Genomic DNA, 21,194 nt, shown 5'->3' on the forward strand with positions numbered 1-21,194 from the left:
GGCGGGCCCGGACACCCGGATGTTCGTACAGTGGACTCAGGAACGCGAGCTCCACGCTCCCTCCCGGAACGCTCGGAGGCAGTGCCCGCCGGGCGGGTGTCCGGACCGGACGAACGACACGACGAGCGGGGCACAACATGACCGGAGTCGACCCCAGCCGACTGGACGACCAGCAGCTCATGAAAGAGCTGGAGACGATCCACCGCACGCGCCACGACACCCTTCTGTACGGCTCGAACGACGCGCTGCGGGCCCACAACGAGCGGATGGCGCAGCTCGAGGGCGAGTACCTGCGCCGCAACCCGCGCCGCCTGGTCAGCGCGGGCCGCACGCGCGAGGGCGCACGTGAGCGCGGCTGCGGCGAAGCGGCGACTCCGGGCACGTGCGGCACCTGAGACGGCCCCTTGCGAAAGGGCCGGCCCGCAGCGGTGCGGGCCGGCCCCGGCGGTCGGTCCGTCCCACCGGGGACGCTGTCGCAGATCATCACCTCTCGTCCGCCGGAGCGCCCCTGGTCGGCGCCCCGGTCCCGGTTCATCCCCCGCTCACCAGCGCCTCGGCCAGCTGCTGCACATTGGAGTACCGCCGCGACCGCGGCATCCGGGCCACCGCGTCGATCAGCGCGCCTGGCGCGTTGCCCCGGCGCAGGGCCCTGGTCAGCTCGTGGGCGTCGGCCGGGAAGGCGTGCCTGCCCAGATTCCGGGCCAGCTCCAGCCGTACCGTCGCCAGCGACGCACCGGCCTGACCGGGAGCCACCGGCCCGCTCCACACCTCCGGGTCGTCGTCCGCGGCCGGCTCCGGGTCGTGCCACTCCTCGGTGCGCGTCGGGTGCCCGGACCTGAGCAGGTCCCGCAGCTCGTGCTTCATCTCGTCGTCCCGGTGGACGTTCAGCCGGTCACTGCCTCGCTGCATGTCTGCCTCCAAGGGGTCGAAAGTCCGCACCCGCGTACCCGGGGGCTCGGGCCCGACACCGGATCCGACGGTCGGAAACCGGCCGCTCCGATCCGGTCGGCACCTACCGAGTCACCTGCACGGGATCCGGAAAACCTCTGGCGAACCGGTGGGCGGGCGTCGGTCCCGGGGCTCTCGCCGTCGGTGCCGTGGGGTCACCCGTTAGGCCGTTCGCGTCCCGCGAATGGGGTCCGGCCGCGCGCGGTGCGGCGTCCGGCGGGCTGTGATGGCAGCGAGGACACGTCAGCCGTGTCCCTGGCCGTACCGCAGGCCGCCGTCCTCCCGTCCCGCTGTTTCGCCGAGGAGCCCGCCCCATGCGCCGCACCGCCCGTGCCCTGTCCGTCGCCGCCCTGACCGGCGCCGCGCTCTTCATAACGGGGCCCACCGCGTCCGCGGACCCCGCGGCCGAGGCGAGCCCCGGCACCGTCCGGCCCGACGGCACGCTCACCGTGCCCGCGTCCTGCGAGGCACTCACCGAACCGGCACCGGACACCCTCGACACCGTCTCGCCGTGCGACGAGAGGCAGGTGCCGGGGGAGGAACTCGACGAGGGGCAGGGGCCGGGGGAGCAGCTCGACGAGGGCCAGGCGCCGGGGGAGGAGTCCAAGGAGGACCCGGGACTGGCGTCGGACCCGGGACTGGCGTCGGACCCGGGACTGGTGTCGGAGCCGGCGTTGGCGCCGGAGCCGGCTCCGGCTCCGGAACCCGAGCCGGCTCCGGACCTGGTGCCCGGTCCGACACAGGGGCAGCGGCAGGAGTCGGGGCCGACGCAGGAACCCGGAGAGGGGCAGGCACCGGCACAGGGGCAGGGACAGACGCAGGGCCAGGCGCCAGGACAGGCGCAGGGACAGACGCAGGCCCAGGGGCAGGGACAGACGCAGGGCCAGGCACAGGGGCAGCGGCCGGACCAGGGGCGGGAGTGCGAGGACGGTGCGCGTACCTGTGCCGACGGGGCCGCCCCGTGCAGCGAGCCCGGGCAGTGCCACGGCGACGGACAGGACTGCGCGGCGGGACGCTCCTGCACCGGCGGACACGGCTGCCGCGAGCCCGGCGACGATGCCGACTGCGGTCCGGCGACCGTGGGGCACGGGGTCGAGGCCGGGCAGGGCGGCACCTTCGGCGACTCGGTTCCGGCGCTGGTCGCCGGCGGTGCGCTGATCGCCGCGGCCTGCGCAGGAGCCGTCTACCGGCTGAGCGGCCGCAGGAGAGCCGCCGCCGGCTGACCCGGGGCCCGTGCCGGTGCGGACCGGGACGACTTCCGGCAACCGGCCATGGAGGACCGCACGCCGGGTACACACCTCTCCGAGGGCAACACCAGCAGGCACCGTACTCACCAGCCACGCAGCCGGCACCACAGGAGCAGCCGCAGGAGCGGCCGACGAGGAGAGCACGGCCCGGACGGAACACCACACGGCACCACCCACTGCGCGGAGGCGGACATGCGGCGGACGGACCCGGAGGGCCACGGCCCCGTCCGCTACGGGCCGCCCCTGCCCGCCGACGGCCTGCCCGTCCTCCCGGAACTCGCCGCCGTCCTCGCCGCCGCGGCCGGCCGCGCCGAGGCCCACCCCGTCGGCGGCGCCCCCGCCCTGCTGGAGGCGGCCTGCGGCTACTGGACCCGGCGCGGACTGACCTGCGCCCCCGACCGGGTGGCCGCAGGCCCCGGCGCCCCCACGCTGCTGCTCGCCCTGACCGCCGCGATCATCGGCGACACCGGTGACGTGCTCGTGCCACGCCCGTGCGCCGCCTGGTGGGCCCCGTACGCCCGGCTGCTCGGCAGACCCGTCTTCCATGTGCCGACCCCGGCCGAGAGCGGTGGTGTACCCGACCCGTACGCCCTGCTGGAGACCGTCCGCCGGGTGCGTGCCGAGGGCGGTGATCCCCGGCTGCTGGTGCTGTCCGTCGCCGACGACCCCACCGCCACCGTCGCCCCGCCCGAACTGCTGCACGAGACCGTCGAGGCGGCGGCCGCCGAGGGGCTGCACCTGGTCAGCGACGAGACCTGGCGCGACACGCTGCACGCCCCGCGCGAGACCGTCCTGCTCAGCCCAGCCGAGATGCTGCACGAAGGGGTCACCGTCTTCACCGACCTGGCCGGCGCCCTGCTGCCGTCCGGCTGGCCCGCCGCCGTCGCCCGCTTCCCCGAAGGAGAGCCGGGGGAGCGGCTCCACGCGCGCGTGCTCGACATTCTCACCGCGCTCGGCGCCCGGATCGCCGCCCCGGTCGCCGCCGCGGCCGGCTACGCCCTCGACGAACCCGCACCCGTCACCGAGCGCCGCGAGGCCGCCGTACGCCTGCACGCGCGCGTGGCCGCCGCCGCGCACGGCATGGTCGTCGCGGCCGGCGCCCTGGCCCGGCCGCCGCAGGCCGGCCGCCACCTGTACACCGACCTCGGCCCGCTGCGCGAGGCGCTCGCCGAGCAGGGCGTCGGCGACGCCCAGGAACTGGAGGACTTCCTCACCGCCCGGCTCGGCATGCCCGCGCCCGGCGGCCACCGCTTCGGCGACGACCTCGGAGCGCTGCGGGTACGGCTCGCCACCGGGCCCCTGCTGGGCGGCACGGACGAGGAACGCACGGAATGCCTCACGTCACCCTCACCGTTGGAACTGCCACACGTGCAACGCGCGTTGATGTCCTTGGGGTCGGCCTTCGGCGATCTCCGCGACGACGCTCAGCGACGGGAGCCTCCTCGATGACGCAGCAGACGCATGAGCCCGAGTCCGTCACCACGACCACGACCAGGACCAACACCACGACCACAACCGGCGACGAAGCCGGCGCCCCCGCGGCCCGGGCCCCCCTCGCGCCCCCGTTCCCGCCGCTGGCCGAGCCCCGCCCGCTGGGCGAACACCGGGTGTGGCCGCGGACGTTCCACGACCGGCTCACCGCGCCCCTGCCCGGCCTCAGGGCCCTGGCCCGCTTCGCCCGCGAGGGCGCCGTACGCCCCCGACCCGAGGGCCTCGCCGACATCCCCGGGCTCCCCTACGAACCCGGCCCGCTGCCTCGCACGGGCACCCGCACGCTGGCCGTCACCTGGGCGGGACACGCCAGTTGGATCGTGCGCGTCGGCGGGCTCACCGTCCTCACCGACCCCGTCTGGTCCCGCCGCATCATCGGCACCCCGGCCCGCATCACCCCCGTCGGCGTCACCTGGGACGACCTGCCGAGCGTCGACGCGGTCGTCATCAGCCACAACCACTACGACCACCTGGACGCCCCCACGCTGCGCCGACTCCCGCGCGCCACACCGGTGTTCGTCCCCGCCGGCCTCGGCCGCTGGTTCCGACGGCGCCGCTTCACCCGCGTCACCGAGCTGGACTGGTGGGAGGGCGCCGAACTGTCCGGCGTCCGCTTCGACTTCGTGCCCGCCCACCACTGGTCCAAGCGCACCCTCACGGACACCTGTCACAGCCTCTGGGGCGGCTGGATCCTCACCGACGCCGACGGACAGCGCCTCTACTTCGCCGGCGACACCGGATACGGTCACTGGTTCTCCCGCATCGGCCGCCGCTACCCCGGAATCGACCTCGCTCTCATGCCGATCGGCGCCTACGACCCCCGCTGGTGGCTCAGCGACGTCCACTGCGACCCGGAGGAGGCGGTACAGGCCACCCTGGACCTCGGCGCCCGGAGCATGTCCCCGATGCACTGGGGCACGTTCATCCTCTCCGCCGAGCCGGTCCTGGAACCGCTGACGCGGGTGCGGGCGGCCTGGGAGAATGCGGGCCTGGACCGGGAGGACCTGTGGGACATGCCGGTCGGGGGCTCGAGAGTCCTGGACCGCACCCCCTGAGGGGCGCGGAGAACTCCCCGAGGGACACGAGGAACTCCTGGTGAGACGCGAGATCCGCGCGGCAGCCCGCCGCACGCCCGCACTCCGCAGACGGCCGCACCCCCGACGGCGCTACCGCACAGCCCCCCGAACGCGCCGCACCAAGGCCGGCATCGCACTGATCACCACGGTCAACGCGATGGCCGCCACGACACCTTCCCAGGGCTGCTCGAACAGCGAACCCCCCAGAATCCCGATCACCTGATAGGTCAACGCCCACGCCAGACAGGCAGGCAGGTTCCCGCGGCTGAAGCGCCGCAAGGGCCACTCGGCCAGCAGACAGGCCAGCATCACCGGCAGCCGGCCGGCGGGCACCAGCCGGGACAGCACCAGCACCGCCACCCCATGGTCGGCCAGCTTCTCCTGTGCCTGCGCCAGCCGCTCCTCCGGCGCCCGTGAACGAATCTCCTCCAGCCAGCGCGAGCCGTTCCTCGACCCCATCCCGCGCCGCCCCAGCCAGTACAGCGTGGCATCCCCGAGGAAGGCCGCCAGCGACGCCGTGACGAACACCAGCGCCAGCGAGAACGGCGCCGTCTGATGGAACGCCACCACCGCCGCCGAACTCACCAGCGCACCGGTCGGCACCACCGGCACCAGCGCGCCGATCAGCACCAGCAGGAACAGCGAGGGATAGCCGAGCGCCTGCTGCGTCGACTCGGGAGGCGCCGTCGACGTCGAGGCGGCGGCGAGCATCACGGCCAGGATCGGCCCTCTCACCGCGCGACCTCCAGGCGCACGCTCTCCCCGTGCCCGAGCTTGTGCACGGCCACCTGCGGCGCGGCCGCGGCGGCCAGGCGTACGAACTCGTCACCGGGCGCATGGAATTCGTGCGGACGCACGCCGTCCATGCCGATCGGCCAGTACGTCCCGTAGTGCACCGGCACCGCCACACGCGGCGCCAGCCGGGCCACCGCCCGCGCCGCCCGCCCCGCGTCCAGGTGCCCCTCGCCGAGGTAGGGCCCCCAGCCGCCCACCGGCAGCAGGGTCACGTCCACCGGCCCGACCTGCTCGGCCATGGTGTCGAACAGCCCCGTGTCCCCGGCGAAGTAGGTCCGTGCCTCGCCCTCGACGACGTAGCCGAGCGCGGGGGAGCGGTGCGGGCCGACCGGCAGCCGGCGCCCGTCGTGCCGCGCGGGCACCGCCCGGACGACCAGGTCCCCGACCCGGACCTCGTCCCCCGGGGCCACCTCGGTGATCCGCAGGTGCCGCAGCCGGTGCAGTCCGGGCACCGCCCGTGGTGCGCCCCGGGGCACGAGCAGGCGCGTGCCCGGGGGGAGAGAGGCCAGCGAGGGCACGTGCAGATGGTCGGCGTGCAGATGGGAGACGAGCGCCACGTCCGCGCGGTGGGCCTCCGCGGGGGGCACCACGCCCCGGCGGCGCCGCAGATGCGCGAGCCGGCCCGCGAACAGGGGATCGGTGAGCACTCGTATGTTCGAGTCTTCGAGCGTGCAGGTGGCGTGACCCCACCAGGTGATCTCCACCGGCACCTTCTTCGCCTCCTTCGCGCGACTCCCCCGAAGCCTACGGGCAGGAGTAGGGTCGGCGGCGAAACCCGGAGGTGAGGGGGACGCCATGGGACAGCTGCGGGGTGCCTCCGGCGGGCTCGCGCCGGTGCGGGTCACCGCCATCGCGAGCCTGACACCTCTGGAGGAGCTGGAGGCCGACCCCTTCCTGGTGGACTCCCGCAGCCAGCACGCCATGTGCGCCCGGTGGGCGGCGGAACGCGGCTACGTGGTCGTGCGGGAACTTCTCGTCGGCGGACTGCGTTTCGACCATTGCGCCCTGTGGGACGGTGTCCGGCCGGGCGTGGACGTGTTCGTCGCACCCAGCAGGCGGGTGCTGGCGCGCGCCCTGTCCTCGGTGGAGGAGTTCACTGCCGAGTGCGCGCGGCGCGGGGTGCGCGTGGAGACGGTGGGGCGGGCCGAGCCGTCGTACGACGCGCAGATGAAGGCACGGGTGCACCGCCGGCTGTCGATGCCCACGGCGGGCTACGACGGGCGGTGACGGCCCGGCAGCCCGCCGGGCCCGGCCCCGACCCGTATGACAAGGTGGAGTCAGGCCCGGTGACCGGGCGGGCCGGGACGTGAGGTGTTCGGGGCGTGCGGTGGCGGCGGGTTGCCAGTCAGGTCGGGCGGAGCGCCACGGTGTGGGCGGTCTCCACGGTCACCATGCTCGTGCTCGCCGGCCTTCTGCCCGACTTCAGGCTCCAGTCCGCCGACGGTGACAGCGCCACACGGATAGCGATCACCGCCGGGTGCGGCGCCGGCGCCTTCGGTGTGCTCTCGGCGGTGGTGTGGCCGCTCCTGGTACGGCTGCTGCTGCTCGTGCCCGCCCTGGTCCTCGGCCTGCTGGTCTTCTTCCTCAATGGCTCCCTGCTGCTCCTCGCCCTGCGCATCAACCCCTCGGGGCGGGGCGAGGTCGCCCCGGAGACCGCCGTCATCGTGGCCGCGGTGATGTCCGCGGTCGCCTCGGCCACCGGCGCCGCCCTCGCCGTACGCGACGACGACGCCTACCGCCGCCGCCTCCTGCGCCTGGCCGACCGCCGTCGCAGAGCCGGACCGCCCTGCTCCGTCACGCCCGGACTGGTCTGCGTCCAGCTCGACGGCGTCGGCCACGACGTGCTCACGGACGCCGTCCGCAAGGGACTCGTGCCGACCGTGGCCCGCTGGCTGTCGACGGGCGACGGCGTGCGGCCGACCCATCGGCTCACCCCCTGGCGGACCGACTGGTCCAGCCAGACCGGCGCCAGCCAGCTCGGCATCCTGCACGGCAGCACCTTCGACGTGCCGGCCTTCCGCTGGTACGAGAAGGACCGCGGCGAGGTGATGGTGTGCAACCGCCCGACCAGCGCCGTCGAACTGCAACGCCGCGCCGTCGTGCATACGGGCGACGGCGGACTGCTCACCGTGGACGGCGCCAGCCGCGGCAACCTGTTCAGCGGCGGCGCCGGCGAGCAGGCCCTCGTGCTGTCCATCGCCACCCGCCGCCGAGGCCGGGACACCCGTTCCCGGGCCGGCTACTTCGCCTACTTCTCCGATCCCGCCAACGCGGTGCGCACCGCCCTGTCCTTCGTCGCCGAGGTCGCCCGCGAGATCGGCCAGTCGACCCGGGCCCGCTTCCGCAGACAGCGGCCCCGCGTGAGCCGCGGCGGCCTCTACCCCCTCGTACGCGCCTTCGCCACCGTCGTCGAACGGGACGTCGTGGTCGCCGCCGTGATGGGCGATCTGCTCGCCGGCCGCACCGCCGTCTACGCCGACCTCGTCGCCTACGACGAGGTGGCCCACCACTCCGGACCGCACAGCCGGGACGCCGAGCAGGTCCTGCAGCGCCTCGACCGCTCCCTCGCGCTCATCGAGAGGGCCGCCGAACACGCACCGCGTCCCTACCGGATCGTCGTCCTGTCCGACCACGGCCAGAGCCCGGGCGAGACCTTCCGCGCGCGCTACGGCCTCACCCTCGCCGACCTCGTCCGCGCCGGCTGCGGACTGCCCGTGCCCCGCCGGGCCGATGGCACCCGCAGCGGTGCCGAGGCCCGCACCGCAGTGCGCGCCGCCCTGGGCCGCCCCGAGGAGGGCAAGGGCGAACGGCACCGCCGGACCCGCGGCTCGGAACCCGTCGTGCTGGCCTCCGGCAACCTCGGCCTGGTCTCGTTCCCGGACGTCTCCCACCGCATGACCAAGGAGGAGATCGAGGCCCGCCACCCCGCCCTGCTCACCACCCTCGCCAACCATCCCGGCATCGGCTTCCTGCTGGTGCGCAGCGAGGCCCACGACGGTGTACTGCTCGGCCCCTGCGGCACCGAGATCCCGCTGGCCGAGCTGGACGAGGACTCCGGCCCGCTGGCCCGGTTCGGCCCCGGCGCCGCCGACGCCGTCCGCCGCACCCACTCCTTCCCGCACACAGCCGACATCATGGTCAACTCCTCCCACGACCCCGCCGACGGCGAAGTCCTCGCCTTCGAGGAGCAGATCGGCTCCCACGGAGGCCTCGGCGGCGCCCAGTCGCACCCCTTCCTGCTCTCCCCGCTCGCCCTGTCCGCCCCGGCCGAGGAGGGCGAGAAGCTGACCGGCGCCGAGCACGTGCACCGCGTACTGCGCCGCTGGCTCCACGAGGCGAACGGCCCCCAGGTGCCGCTCACCACGGAGGCCGAGGAGGAGCGGGCAGCCTGATCGGGCGGCACCGGGCCGCCCGAAAATCGGCTGCGCCCGCGGGGACGTACACCCACACTGGTCGAGTCGCACATCCTCGAACATCCCCAAGGAGCCTCTGCTTTGCAGGCTGCCGTCACGGTCACTCCCGCCCGCCTCCCCGAGCTGCTGCTCGGCCTCGCCACCGTCCGGCCGGTCTTCGTCTGGGGCGCACCCGGTATCGGAAAGTCCTCCCTGGTGCGGGAGTTCGCCGCCTCGCTCGGCCTGGACTGCGTGAGCCTGCTCGGCACCCAGCTCGCCCCCGAGGACCTGATCGGCGTGCCGCAGATCCGCGACGGGCGCTCCGTGTTCTGCCCGCCGGAGACGATCGCCCGGGACGAGCCGTACTGCCTGTTCCTGGACGAGCTGAACGCGGCCACCCCGGACGTACAGAAGGCGTTCTACTCGCTCATCCTCGACCGCCGTATCGGCAGCTACGAGCTGCCCGCGGGGTCCATCGTCATCGGCGCCGGCAACCGCGCCACCGACAACGCCCTCGCCCGGCCCATCGCCTCCGCCCTGGTCAACCGGCTCGCCCATGTCCACCTGGAGGCCTCGGCGAAGGACTGGCTCGGCTGGGCCGCGGGCAACGGCATCCACCCGTGGGTCCTGGACCACCTCACCGACCGGCCCGACCATCTGTGGTCCAAGCCGCCCAAGACCGAGCAGCCCTTCTCCACGCCCCGCTCCTGGCACATCCTCTCCGACGCCCTGCACTCCTTCGGCCCCGACCTCGACGAGCCCACGCTGACCGTCCTCGCGCACGGCACCCTCACCCCCGCGCACGCCACGGCCTTCTGCGGCTACGTCAAGATCGTCCGAAGCCGGTTCGGTATCGAGGCGATCCTCAAGGGCGACGCCCGCTGGCCGCACCGCCCGGAGGACCGCGACCTGCTCTACTACCTCGCCGAGTCGTTCCGCGGCCGCCTGGTCAAGGAGCTGCCGGTCAGCAAGGAGCACATGTCGGCGAACGGCCGGCAGACCGCCTACCGCGCCAAGTCACTGCTGGTGCAGCTCGCCGAGATCTCCGTCGAGGTCGCGCAGAGCGTCATCGCCTCCGACGCCGACGGCAACCCCGTCCTGCCCGCCTGGTTCCTCATCGAGGCCGCCCGGGACATGCCCCGGCTGGTCGAGGCCCGGCGATGAGCCGCGCCGGGAAGAACGCCGCCAAGAACAAGAAGAAGCCGGATCCGGCCGCCGAGGACTGCGCCAAGGGCATCCAGCTGGTGTGGGCCAACCCGGCGCTCGCCGCGATCGAGGCCGAGATGTGCCGCCGCGAGGACTGCCCCGACTCGCCCCGCCAGGGCCTGGTCCGCATCGACTCCGGCGGCCACGTCCACCTCCACCTCACCCGCCGGGCGGAACCCGCCGAATGGGCCTGGGCCGTCGCCCACGGCCTGATCCACCTCGGCTTCGGGCACGTCCCCGCCGCGCTCGGCGAACGCGTACAGCCGGACCGCTACGACCTCGCCGCGCGCTGCGCCGTCGTCAACCGCTTCCTGCTCAGCTTCCCCGTCGGCCGCACACCCGAGGAGCTGCCGGCCTCCTACCCCGACGGCGACGAGGAGCAGATCGCCGCCCGCTGGCGCCGCGACGAGCACATCCCCGCCGTGTACGAGCGCTGCGGCACGGCCGGCAGCGAACCCGACCAGCTGCTCGTGCCCTGGCACGGATACCTGCAGCAGCCCCCCGACTGGCAGCTCGCCTTCGCCCACGGCCTCACCCGCACCATGGCCACCGCCATGGACCTGGCCGGCGGCCGCCGCGACTCGATGACCGGCGGACCCACCCGGCTGCGCCCCTGGGAGCGGGCCCTGAGCTGGTTCGTCTCGTCCTATCCGCTGCTCGGCGGCATCGCGGCCGGTATCGAACTGGTCGCCGACGTCGAACTCGCCCGCGCCCACGGCATCGCCGTCGCCGCCGTCAACGCCGAGGCCGGCGAGATCTACATCAACCCGCTGCGTACCTTCGAGGACGAGGAGTGGCGGTTCATCCTCGCCCACGAGATGCTGCACGCCGCCCTGCGCCACGGTGACCGCTGCGGCACCCGCGACCCCTACCTCTTCAATGTCGCCTGCGACTACGTCATCAACGGCTGGCTCAGCGAGATGCAGGTCGGCACCATGCCGGACGGACTGCTGCACGACCCGGGGCTGACGGGCCTGTCCGCCGAGGAGGTCTACGACCGCATCGCGGGCGACCTGCGCCGCATGCGCCGCCTCGGCACCCTGCGCGGCAAGGGCGTCGGCGACGTCCTCGGCGCCCCGATCGGCCCGCCCCGCACCTCCGTGGACCTGGACGAGTTCTACCGCCGCGGCCTCGTGCGGGGCCTGGACCTGCACCAGGGGCAGCAGCGCGGCTTCCTGCCCGGCGGACTGGTCGAGGAGATCCGCGCGCTCAGCCACCCGCCGCTGCCCTGGGACGCCCGACTGGCCCACTGGTTCGACGAGTTCGTGCCGAGCCCCCGGTCGGTACGGTCCTACGCCCGCCCCTCGCGCCGGCAGTCCGCCACCCCCGACATCCCGCGTGCCGGCCGCCACTTCCCGCCCGAGGAGATCTCCCGCTGCACCTTCGGCGTCGTCCTCGACACCTCCGGGTCGATGAACCGCTCCCTGCTCGGCAAGGCCCTCGGCGCGATCGCCTCCTACGCCGGGGCCCGCGACGTACCGGCCGCCCGCGTGGTGTTCTGCGACGCGGCCCCGCACGACGCCGGCTATGTGCCGGTCACCGAGATCGGCGACCGGGTGCGGGTGCACGGGCGCGGCGGCACGGTCCTGCAGCCGGGCATCGACCTGCTGCACCGAGCACCGGACTTCCCGCCGGGCGCACCGGTCCTGATCATCACCGACGGCTGGTGCGACACACTGCGGGTGCGCCGCGAGCACGCCTATCTGCTCCCGCCGGGCGGTCGCCTTCCGTTCACCCCGCGTGGCCCGGTCTTCAGGGTGCAGTGAGCGCGGATGTGATCGGATGGGAAACGCAGGAACCCGCACACGGGACCCACACGCGAAAGGAACCACCGTGGCCACCACGCGCACCGCACACACCGTCTGGGAAGGCAACCTGCTAGAGGGCAACGGCGTCGTCAGCTTCGACTCCTCCGGCATCGAGCGGCAGCCGGTCACGTGGGCCTCGCGCGCCCAGGACGCGAACGGCAAGACGAGCCCGGAGGAGCTGATCGCGGCCGCCCACTCCAGCTGCTTCTCCATGGCTCTCTCGCACGCCCTGGCCGGCGCGGGCACCCCGCCCACCCGCCTGGAGACCAAGGCCGACGTCACCTTCCAGCCCGGTGAGGGCATCACCGGCATCCACCTCACCGTCCGCGGCGAGGTACCGGGTCTGGACGCGGACGGCTTCGCCTCGGCCGCCGAGGACGCCAAGAAGAACTGCCCGGTCAGCCAGGCCCTGACCGGTACGACCATCTCCCTGACGGCCGAGCTGGCCTGACCGCGGTACCACCCCGACGCTGCCGCGCTCCCGCGAGGGGGTGCGGCAGCCCCGTTTCCGGGCACCCTTGCATTGACAGCGCCGTACGGACGTCCTGTGCTGGAAGGGCGCGAGGCGCCCCGGGCGGAAGGGGACGGACCATGGCACGTGCGGTCGGGATCGATCTCGGGACGACGAACTCGGTGGTGGCCGTTCTGGAGGGCGGCGAGCCCACCGTCGTCGCCAACGCGGAGGGTGCGCGGACCACCCCCTCCGTGGTGGCGTTCGCGAAGAACGGCGAGGTGCTGGTCGGCGAGGTTGCCAAGCGGCAGGCCGTGACGAACGTGGAGCGCACCGCGCGCTCGATGAAACGGCACATGGGCGATGCGGACTGGCGCTTCCCCGAGCAGGGATCGGTCGACGGCAGCCGGCTGCGCGCACAGGAGCTGTCGGCGCGGGTGCTGCAGAAACTGAAGCGGGACGCCGAGGCCTACCTCGGCGAGGACGTCACGGACGCGGTGATCACCGTTCCGGCGTACTTCGACGACGCCCAGCGGCAGGCGACCAAGGAGGCCGGGGAGATCGCCGGCCTGAAGGTGCTGAGGATCATCAACGAGCCCACGTCGGCCGCCCTCGCCTATGGCCTGGACCGCGGGGAGGAGCAGACGGTCCTAGTCTTCGACCTGGGCGGCGGCACCTTCGACGTGTCCCTGCTGGAGATCGGCGACGGCGTCATCGAGGTGAAGGCCACCAACGGCGACACCCACCTCGGCGGCGACGACTGGGACCAGCGGGTCGTCGAGCACCTGGTCAAACGGTTCAAGGGGCAGTACGGCGTCGACCTCGGCGCCGACAAGATGGCGGTGCAGCGGCTGCGGGAGGCCGCCGAGAAGGCAAAGATCGAGCTGTCCTCCTCCTCGGAGGCCTCGATCAACCTGCCCTACATCACCGCCTCCGCCGAAGGCCCGCTGCACCTGGAGGAGAAGCTGACGCGCGCCCAGTTCCAGGAGCTGACCGCGGACCTGCTGGACCGCTGCAAGAAGCCCTTCCACCAGGCGGTCAGCGATGCGGGGGTGCAGCTGTCCGCGATCGACCACGTCATCCTGGTCGGCGGCTCGACCCGTATGCCCGCCGTCACCGACCTGGTCAAGGACCTCACCGGCAAGGACCCGCACAAGGGTGTCAACCCCGACGAGGTGGTCGCGGTCGGCGCGGCCCTCCAGGCCGGCGTGCTCCGCGGCGACGTCAAGGACGTTCTGCTGCTCGACGTCACCCCGCTGTCCCTGGGCATCGAGACCAAGGGCGGCATCATGACCAAGCTGATCGAACGCAACACCACGATCCCCACCCGCCGTTCGGAGATCTTCACCACCGCCACCGACAACCAGCCCTCGGTCGGCATCCAGGTCTACCAGGGCGAACGCGAGATCGCCGCCTACAACAAGAAGCTCGGCGTCTTCGACCTCACCGGGCTGCCGCCCGCCCCGCGCGGGGTCCCGCAGATCGAGGTGGCCTTCGACATCGACGCCAACGGCATCATGCACGTGTCCGCCAAGGACCTCGCCACCGGCCGCGAACAGAAGATGACCGTCACCGGCGGCTCCGCCCTGCCCAAGAACGACATCGACCGCATGATGCGAGAGGCCGAGCAGTACGCCGAGGAGGACCGCAAACGCCGGGAGGCCGCCGAGACCCGCAACCAGGCCGAGCAACTCGTCTACCAGACCGAGAAGTTCCTCCGGGACAACGAGGACCGTGTGCCCGCCGAGACCCGCACCGAGGTCGAGGCGGCGGCCACGGAGCTGAAGACCCTGCTGGAGCAGAACGCCGACGTCGCCGCCCTGCGCACCGGAGTCGAGAAACTCGCCACCGTCAGCCAGAAGATGGGCCAGGCGATGTACGCCCAGGCCCAGCCGTCGGCCTCCGGTGGTTCCGCCGAGGAACAGAGCACCCCGGCCGACGAGGAGGGCGTGGTGGACGCGGAGATCGTCGACGACGAACGGGACACGAAGGGCGGCGCGGCCTAGGTGTATTGCCCTGTGAGGTTGGTGACGCGGCTGGCGGGTGGTTTGCCCTTGAGCGCGGTGTGTCCGCGGTGGTGATCGTAGGTGTGCAGCCATTGCGGGAATGCTTCTCGTCGTTCGGCCTCTGAGCGGTAGGGGCGGGCATAGGCCCATCCGTCGAGCAGGGTGCGGTCGAGGCGTTCGACCTTGCCGTTCGCCTGCGGCCGACAGGGCCGGGTTCGCTTGTGGGCGATTCCGTGTGATCCGAACGACACCCCTAGCTGCCCGTCCGCTCCCAGCCCCGTCTCTCCGGGCGTGGCCCGAGCTGTTTCGGATCCCGTGTCCGGTAGACGACATACGGCCGGAACAGGTACTGCACCGGTGCGCTGAACATGTGCACCAGCCGGGTGTACGGCACCAGCGCGATCAGGACCATGCCGATCACCGCGTGCACCTGGAACAGCACAGGTGCCTGCGCCATCAGGCCGGTCCTCGGCCGGAGAATGAACAGACTGCGGGCCCAGGGAGCGATCGTCTGCCGGTAGTCGTAGCCGTTGCCCGACGCGTGCGCCAGCTTGGCGACCATGCCCAGCACGATGGCGGCGACCAGGAAGAGGTACATCACCTTGTCGTTCACCGTCGTGGCCCGGAGCACCGGTGCCCGCGTCCGCCGCCGGTAGACGAGAAGGCCAAGACCGCCGAGCGTGAGGGCACCGGCGAACGTACCGCCGTACAGCGAGAACAGGTGGTACGTGTGCTCGTCGACGCCGATCGCGTGTGTCCAGGACTCGGGCACGAACAGCCCGATCAGATGCCCGGCCAGAACGAACAGGATGCCGTAGTGGAAGACGGGCGAGGCGATGTTCAGCAGCTTCGACTCGTACACCTGCGACGAGCGCGTGGTCCAGCCGTACTTGTCGTAGCGGTAGCGCCAGACGAGGCCGGCGACCAGCAGGGCGAAGACGACGTAGGGCAGGGCGCCCCACAGGAGTGTGCTCATGAGCGCACTCCCATGCTCACGGCCGGCAGTGTGGCGCACACCGCTTCCAGGACGACGGCATACGGTGTGCCGTGGTCGGCCAGCCGGGAACGCAGCTGCTCCAGGCCCTCGCGGTACTCGGTCAGCAGTTCGGTGTTGCCGGTGCGGGCGGTGAACTCCAGTACCGCCGGCAGGAAGTCGGGCAGCTCCTCGCCGCTGAACTGCAGTCCGTGCTGCCGGTAGACGTCCTTGAAGCGGACCAGGGACATGCCCCGCCGCCGGGTGTCCCCGTCCTGCCACCAGCTCAGATAGAGGCTGTGCCGGTTCTTGAAGTCGAAGACCCGCACATAGTGCGCGGCCAGCTCCTGCGGCCCGGTGACGGACGCGTGGTCGGTGAACGTCCGCAGCTGCGGGGCGGCTTCGCGCAGCAGTGGCAGCCGGGCGAAGAAATCGTCGTCCGGGTAGGTCAGGCAGAGCGCCGCCGCCTGGTAGAGCACCGTGTCCGAGGGCATCAGGTCTCCTTGGCTTCGTCCGCGTCGTCAGAGGTCTGCCGCTTGCGCAGCAGATGGAAGTTCTGCACGGACACCAGCGGCAGCAGTCTGCGGCCGGAGTCCTGCCCGAACGGGCCGTCGCCGCCCATGCCGGGCCCGCCGTCGTAGTCGAGGCTGCATCCGTCGGGCAGGGCCGACTCCTCCAGCCTGCGAGCGTCGCCGACGGCGGCGGTCGGGATGACGTACCGGTCCTCGTACTTGGCGATCGCCAGCAGCCGGTACATCTCCTCGATCTCGTGCGGCTCCATGCCGACCGCGGCGGAGGTCGCCGCGTCGGGGTCCTCGCCGAGGTTGATCGCCCGCATGTGGGAGCGCATCGCGGCGAGCTTCTCCAGCGAGGCCCGCACCGGCCCGGTGTCGCCCGCGGTGAACATCTCCGCCAGGTACTCCAGCGGGATCCGCAGTGTGTCGATCGCACCGAACAGGTTCCGCGCGTCCTCCCCGTCGTGCCCGGTCCCGGTCAGCGCGTCCACCACCGGCGACAGCGGCGGGATGTACCAGACCATCGGCATCGTCCGGTACTCGGGATGCAGCGGCAGCGCCACCCGGTACCTGCTGATCAGCGCGTGCACGGGGGAACGGCGGGCGGCCTCGATCCAGTCGTGCGGAATGCCCGCCCCGTGACAGGCTCGCCGCACCGCGGGATCCTCCGGGTCGAGGAACACGCCCAACTGGGCCTCGTACAGGTCCTTTTCCTTCCGCACGGACGCGGCAGCGGTCACCCGGTCGGCGTCGTAGAGGATCACTCCCAGATAGCGCAGCCGGCCCACGCATGTCTCCGAGCAGACCGTCGGCAGACCGACCTCGATGCGCGGATAGCACAGGGTGCATTTCTCGGCCTTGCCGGTGGCGTGGTTGAAGTACACCTTCTTGTACGGGCATCCGGTCACGCACATCCGCCAGCCCCGGCACTGGTCCTGGTCCACCAGCACGATGCCGTCCTCGGCCCGCTTGTACATCGCCCCCGACGGACAGGAGGCCACGCACGAGGGGTTCAGACAGTGCTCGCAGATGCGCGGCAGATAGAACATGAAAGTCTGCTCGAACGCGAACTTCACCTTCTCCGAGGCCTGTTGACGGGTGCGTTCGACCATCGGGTCGAGGTCGCCGTACGCCGGTGCCCCGCCTAGATCGTCGTCCCAGTTCGAGGACCACTCGATCTTCATCGGCTTGCCGTCGAGGGACGACACCGGCCGCGCGACCGGATAGTCGTCGCCGAGGGGGGCGTCGGTGAGGTTCTTGTAGTCGTACGTCCAGGGCTCGTAGTAGTCCTTGATCTCCGGCAGCCTGGGGTTGGAGAAGATCCCGGCGAGTTTGTGCAGCCGGCCGCCCGCCTTCAGTCTCAGGGCACCGCGACGATTCAGCTCCCAGCCGCCGCGCCACTTCTCCTGGTCCTCGTAGCGGCGCGGATAGCCCTGCCCGGGCCGGGTCTCGACGTTGTTGAACCAGACGTACTCCATGCCGCGCCGGTTGGTCCACGCCTGCTTGCAGGTGACCGAACAGGTGTGACAGCCGATGCACTTGTCGAGGTTCATGACCATCGCGATCTGGGCCATCGGGCGCATCAGTACTCGACCTCCTGGCTGCGGCGGCGGATCACCGTCACCTCGTCGCGCTGGTTGCCCGTCGGGCCCAGGTAGTTGAAGGCCCAGGACAGCTGGGCGTAGCCGCCGATCAGGTGGGAGGGCTTGAGGATCAGCCGGGTCAGCGAATTGTGGATGCCGCCGCGCATCCCGGTCGTCTCCGTCGTCGGGACGTTCACCGTGCGCTCCTGCGCATGGTGCATGTAGACGGTGCCGGCCGGCATGCGGTGCGAGACGATCGCGCGGGCGACGACCACACCGTTGCGGTTGACCGCCTCGATCCAGTCGTTGTCCTTCACCCCGATGGCGTCCGCGTCCTGCGGGGACATCCAGATGCTCTGACCGCCACGGGACAGGGCCAGCATGAACAGGTTGTCCTGGTACTCGGAGTGGATCGACCACTTGTTGTGCGGAGTGAGATACCGGACCGTCACCTCCTGCTGTCCGTCGGGCCCGAGCCGCGGCTCTCCGAACAGCCGGTGCATGTCCAGCGGCGGCCGGTACACCGGAAGGGCCTCGCCGAGTTCGTGTATCCAGTCGTGGTCGAGGAAGAAGTGCTGGCGGCCGGTGAGGGTGTGCCACGGCTTGGCGTGCTCGGTGTTCAGCGTGAACGCGGTGTAACGCCGGCCGCCCGACTCGCTGCCCGACCACTCCGGAGACGTGATCACCGGCACCGGCGCCGCCTGAGTGTCGGCGTACGTGATCCGCCTGCCCTCGTGCTCGGCGGCCAGATGCGCCATCTTCTGCCCGGTGCGCCGCTCCAGGGTGCGGAAACCCTGGGTGGCGAGGCGCCCGTTGGTGGTTGCGGACAGGGCCAGGACGGTGTTGGCCGCCTTCACCGCCGTATCCAGGGACGGACGCCCGTCGGCGGGCCCGCCACGCACCGGACCGTTCAACTCCCGCAGGCGTACGACCTCTTCGTCCGGCCTCAGGGCTATCCCCTTGGCGGGCAGCCCGAGTTCCTCCACCAGCGGGCCGAGCGCGGCGAATTTGGCGCCGATCGCCGTGTAGTCGCGTTCCACCACGGTCAGGTGGGGCAGCGTCTTCCCGGGCACGGGGTCGCACTCGCCGCGCTTCCAGTCCAGGACCACCCCGCCCGGCTGGGCGGTCTCGCCCGGGGTGTCGTGCTGGAGCGGGGTCGCCACCAGGTCTCTGCGGACGCCCAGATGGTCCACGGCCAGCTCGCTCAGCTTCTCGGCGAGCACCTTGAAGGCCTCGAAGTCGGTGCGGGCCTGCCAGGGCGGGTCCACGGCCGGCGTGAAGGAGTGCACATAGGGGTGCATGTCGGTGGAGGACAGGTCGTGCTTCTCGTACCAGGTGGCCGCGGGCAGCACGACGTCCGACAGCAGCGTGGAGGAGGTCTGCCGGAAGTCGAGCGACAGCAGCAGATCGAGCTTGCCCTCCGGTGCGCGCTCCCGCCAGGCGATGTCCCGGGGCCGTTCGCCGGGCGCGGCCTCCTCGGCACGCAGGGAGGACTGGGTGCCCAGCAGGTGCCGGGTGAAGTACTCGGCGCCCTTCGCCGACGAGCCCAGCAGGTTGGCCCGCCACAGCGTCAGCACGCGCGGCCAGTTCTCCGGCGCGTCCGGGTCCTCGCACGCGAACCTCAGGGTGCCCGTCCTCAGTCCGGCCACCGCCTTCGCCACCGGATCGCCGAACGCCTCGCCCAGCTCAAGGGGGTTGCGGTCGAAGGTCGGATACGACGGCATCCAGCCCGAGCGGGCCGACAGGGCGAGACAGTCGGCCCCCGTCATCCCAGCGAACCTGCCCGCACCGAGCGGCGAGGCCAGCACATCGGCGCCGAAGCGGTCGTAGCGCCATTGGTCGGTGTTGAGGAACCAGTACGCGGTGCCGATCATCTGGCGCGGCGGACGCGCCCAGTCGGAGGCGGCGGCCAGCGTCGCCCAGCCCGTCACCGGACGGCATTTCTCCTGGCCGACGTAGTGTGCCCAGCCGCCGCCGTTGCGGCCCTGGCAGCCGGTGAGCTGCAGCACGGCGAGGAAGGCCCGGTAGATCGTCTCGGAGTGGAACCAGTGGTTGGTGCCGGCGCCCATCAGGATCATGCAGCGGCCCCGGGAGCGCTCGGCGGTCCGCGCGAACTCGCGGGCGATCTTCACACACTTGGCGGCCGGGACCGAGGTGTGCTCCTCCTGCCAGGCGGGCGTCGCCGGCGAGCGCGCGTCGGCGTAGGAGGCGGGCCACTTGCCCGGCATACCGGGCCGCCACACACCGTACTGCGCCAGCAGCAGATCGAAGACGGTCGTCACCAGTGGGCCGTCCGCCCCGCCCAGCCGCGTCGCCGGCACACTGCGCCGGAGTATCTCCCCGCGCCCCTGTCCGTGCTCACCGCCCTCGGTGTCGAACCGCGGCAGCAACACCTCCACATTGGTCGCGACGTCCTTGCCGTACAGACTCAGCTCCGGCTTCACCTCACCGAGCTCCAGGTTCCAGCTGCCCTGGCCGGACTCGGTCCAGCGGAAGCCGAGGGAGCCGTTCGGGACGACCGCGCGGCCCGTGACGTGGTCCAGGACGACCGTCTTCCACTCCGCGCCCTCGCCGTCCTGCCCGACCTCGGTGGCGCGCAGAAACTTGTCCGGCACATACGCCCCGTCCCGCTCGCCCAGCGTCACCAGGAACGGCAGGTCGGTGAACTTCCGTACGTACTCCCCGAAGAACGGTGTCTCCCGGTCGACGAAGAACTCCTTGAGGATCACATGCCCCATGGCGAGCGCCAGCGCGCCGTCGGTGCCGGGGTGCGGGTGCAGCCACTCGTCGGCGAACTTGGCGTTGTCGGCGTAGTCCGGTGCCACCACCACGACCTTCTGACCGCGGTAGCGGGCCTCTGCCATCCAGTGCGCGTCCGGGGTGCGCGTCACCGGCACGTTCGAGCCCCACATCATCAGATAGGCGGCATCCCACCAGTCGCCCGACTCCGGCACGTCCGTCTGGTCGCCGAAGACCTGCGGGGAGGCCACCGGGAGGTCGGCGTACCAGTCGTAGAACGACAGCATCGGCGCGCCGATCAGGGAGTGGTACCGGGCGCCGGCCGCGTGCGACACCATCGACATCGCCGGGATCGGCGAGAAGCCGGCTATGCGGTCGGGGCCGTACGTCTTGATGGTGTGCACCTGGGCGGCGGCGACCAGTTCCACCGCCTCGTCCCAACTCGCCCGCACCAGACCGCCCTTGCCGCGCGCCTGCTGGTAGCGGCGCCGCCGCTCCGGGTCGTTCTGCAGGTCGGCCCAGGCCAGTACCGGATCACCGAGCCGCTGCTTCGCCTCCCGGTACATCTCCAGCAGCACGCCCCGGACATACGGGTAGCGCACGCGCGTGGGGGAGTAGGTGTACCAGGAGAACGCGGCGCCGCGCGGGCAGCCGCGCGGCTCGTACTCGGGCCGGTCCGGGCCCACGGACGGATAGTCCGTCTCCTGGGTCTCCCAGGTGATGATCCCGTCCTTGACGTACACCTTCCACCGGCAGGATCCGGTGCAGTTCACCCCGTGGGTGGAGTGCACCACCTTGTCGTGACTCCAGCGGTCCCGGTAGAACGCGTCCCCCTCCCGGCCACCGGTCCGCGTCACGCTGTGCAGGTCGGGTGCGGGGGTGCCCGGACGGAAGAACCGCCCGGCGTTCAGCAGCGCCGCGCCGGGCTCCCTCGGTGGTGTCGGTGTGTCCGTCACGAGCGCTC

The 21,194-nt window shown here is 72.1% G+C and carries 16 protein-coding genes and 2 pseudogenes; 10 read left to right on the plus strand and 8 right to left on the minus strand.

Annotation, left to right across the window (positions count from 1 at the left end):
* Window positions 1–96 precede the first annotated feature (96 nt).
* Window positions 97–395, plus strand: a pseudogene (locus ACIRU3_RS29175) (DUF6158 family protein).
* Window positions 396–531: 136 nt separating this feature from the next.
* On the opposite strand, the gene ACIRU3_RS29180 reads toward ACIRU3_RS29175, so the two are convergent.
* Window positions 532–909, minus strand: a complete 378-nt coding sequence (locus ACIRU3_RS29180; RefSeq protein WP_404062182.1) for a DUF2795 domain-containing protein — start codon at window positions 907–909, stop codon at window positions 532–534.
* A gap of 353 nt (window positions 910–1,262) precedes the next feature.
* Between ACIRU3_RS29180 and ACIRU3_RS29185 the strand changes: the two genes are divergently transcribed.
* From ACIRU3_RS29185 to ACIRU3_RS29195, 3 genes are all read left to right on the plus strand, one after another.
* A complete protein-coding gene (locus ACIRU3_RS29185; RefSeq protein WP_404062184.1) occupies window positions 1,263–2,171 on the plus strand; it encodes a hypothetical protein in 909 nt (302 codons plus the stop codon).
* Between the two features lie 216 nt (window positions 2,172–2,387).
* A complete protein-coding gene (locus ACIRU3_RS29190; protein ID WP_404062187.1) occupies window positions 2,388–3,644 on the plus strand; it encodes an aminotransferase class I/II-fold pyridoxal phosphate-dependent enzyme in 1,257 nt (418 codons plus the stop codon).
* Window positions 3,641–4,741 carry an MBL fold metallo-hydrolase gene (locus tag ACIRU3_RS29195; protein WP_404062190.1) on the plus strand — a complete coding sequence of 367 codons (1,101 nt, stop codon included), beginning with the start codon at window positions 3,641–3,643 and terminating at the stop codon, window positions 4,739–4,741. The genes ACIRU3_RS29190 and ACIRU3_RS29195 overlap by 4 nt, the downstream gene beginning before the upstream one ends.
* A 111-nt stretch (window positions 4,742–4,852) precedes the next feature.
* On the opposite strand, the gene ACIRU3_RS29200 is transcribed toward ACIRU3_RS29195, so the two are convergent.
* Together ACIRU3_RS29200 and ACIRU3_RS29205 are read right to left on the minus strand one after the other, a co-directional pair.
* On the minus strand, window positions 4,853–5,473 hold the full coding sequence (locus ACIRU3_RS29200) for a DedA family protein (protein ID WP_404062193.1): 621 nt from the start codon (window positions 5,471–5,473) through the stop codon (window positions 4,853–4,855).
* Window positions 5,474–5,493: 20 nt separating this feature from the next.
* Window positions 5,494–6,267: an MBL fold metallo-hydrolase gene (locus ACIRU3_RS29205; protein ID WP_404062196.1), complete on the minus strand. Its 774-nt coding sequence runs from the start codon at window positions 6,265–6,267 to the stop codon at window positions 5,494–5,496.
* An 85-nt stretch (window positions 6,268–6,352) separates the two neighbouring features.
* Here ACIRU3_RS29205 and ACIRU3_RS29210 point away from each other — a divergent pair, with 85 nt between their 5' ends.
* The 6 genes from ACIRU3_RS29210 to dnaK all read left to right on the plus strand — a co-directional run bounded on the left by ACIRU3_RS29210 (window position 6,353) and on the right by dnaK (window position 14,420).
* Window positions 6,353–6,784 (plus strand): hypothetical protein, encoded by a 432-nt coding sequence (locus ACIRU3_RS29210; RefSeq protein ID WP_404062199.1) that lies wholly within the window; start codon window positions 6,353–6,355, stop codon window positions 6,782–6,784.
* Window positions 6,785–6,924: 140 nt separating this feature from the next.
* Complete coding sequence (locus ACIRU3_RS29215) at window positions 6,925–8,949, plus strand: phage holin family protein (protein WP_404062201.1); 2,025 nt, start codon at window positions 6,925–6,927, stop codon at window positions 8,947–8,949.
* Window positions 8,950–9,051: 102 nt separating this feature from the next.
* On the plus strand, window positions 9,052–10,113 hold the full coding sequence (locus tag ACIRU3_RS29220) for an ATP-binding protein (RefSeq protein WP_404062204.1): 1,062 nt from the start codon (window positions 9,052–9,054) through the stop codon (window positions 10,111–10,113).
* A complete protein-coding gene (locus ACIRU3_RS29225) occupies window positions 10,110–11,921 on the plus strand; it encodes a hypothetical protein (protein WP_404062207.1) in 1,812 nt (603 codons plus the stop codon). The genes ACIRU3_RS29220 and ACIRU3_RS29225 overlap by 4 nt, the downstream gene beginning before the upstream one ends.
* A gap of 67 nt (window positions 11,922–11,988) precedes the next feature.
* Window positions 11,989–12,414, plus strand: a complete 426-nt coding sequence (locus ACIRU3_RS29230) for an OsmC family protein (RefSeq protein ID WP_404062210.1) — start codon at window positions 11,989–11,991, stop codon at window positions 12,412–12,414.
* A 140-nt stretch (window positions 12,415–12,554) separates the two neighbouring features.
* A complete protein-coding gene (gene dnaK / locus ACIRU3_RS29235) occupies window positions 12,555–14,420 on the plus strand; it encodes a molecular chaperone DnaK (RefSeq protein ID WP_404062212.1) in 1,866 nt (621 codons plus the stop codon).
* On the opposite strand, the pseudogene ACIRU3_RS29240 reads toward dnaK, so the two are convergent.
* The 5 genes and pseudogenes from ACIRU3_RS29240 to ACIRU3_RS29260 form a co-directional block, all read right to left on the minus strand.
* A pseudogene (locus tag ACIRU3_RS29240) lies at window positions 14,417–14,650 on the minus strand (integrase core domain-containing protein); the annotation flags it as partial. The gene dnaK and the pseudogene ACIRU3_RS29240 overlap by 4 nt on opposite strands.
* Before the next feature lie 23 nt (window positions 14,651–14,673).
* A complete protein-coding gene (narI, locus tag ACIRU3_RS29245; RefSeq protein ID WP_404062215.1) occupies window positions 14,674–15,396 on the minus strand; it encodes a respiratory nitrate reductase subunit gamma in 723 nt (240 codons plus the stop codon).
* On the minus strand, window positions 15,393–15,887 hold the full coding sequence (gene narJ, locus ACIRU3_RS29250) for a nitrate reductase molybdenum cofactor assembly chaperone (RefSeq protein WP_404062217.1): 495 nt from the start codon (window positions 15,885–15,887) through the stop codon (window positions 15,393–15,395). The genes narI and narJ overlap by 4 nt, the downstream gene beginning before the upstream one ends.
* On the minus strand, window positions 15,887–17,491 hold the full coding sequence (gene narH / locus ACIRU3_RS29255; RefSeq protein ID WP_404062220.1) for a nitrate reductase subunit beta: 1,605 nt from the start codon (window positions 17,489–17,491) through the stop codon (window positions 15,887–15,889). Before narH ends, narJ begins: the two co-directional genes overlap by 1 nt.
* Window positions 17,491–21,186 (minus strand): nitrate reductase subunit alpha, encoded by a 3,696-nt coding sequence (locus tag ACIRU3_RS29260; protein WP_404062222.1) that lies wholly within the window; start codon window positions 21,184–21,186, stop codon window positions 17,491–17,493. Before ACIRU3_RS29260 ends, narH begins: the two co-directional genes overlap by 1 nt.
* Window positions 21,187–21,194 lie beyond the last annotated feature (8 nt).

This window comes from Streptomyces sp. NPDC101151 (assembly GCF_044768335.1).
Lineage (GTDB): Bacteria > Actinomycetota > Actinomycetes > Streptomycetales > Streptomycetaceae > Streptomyces.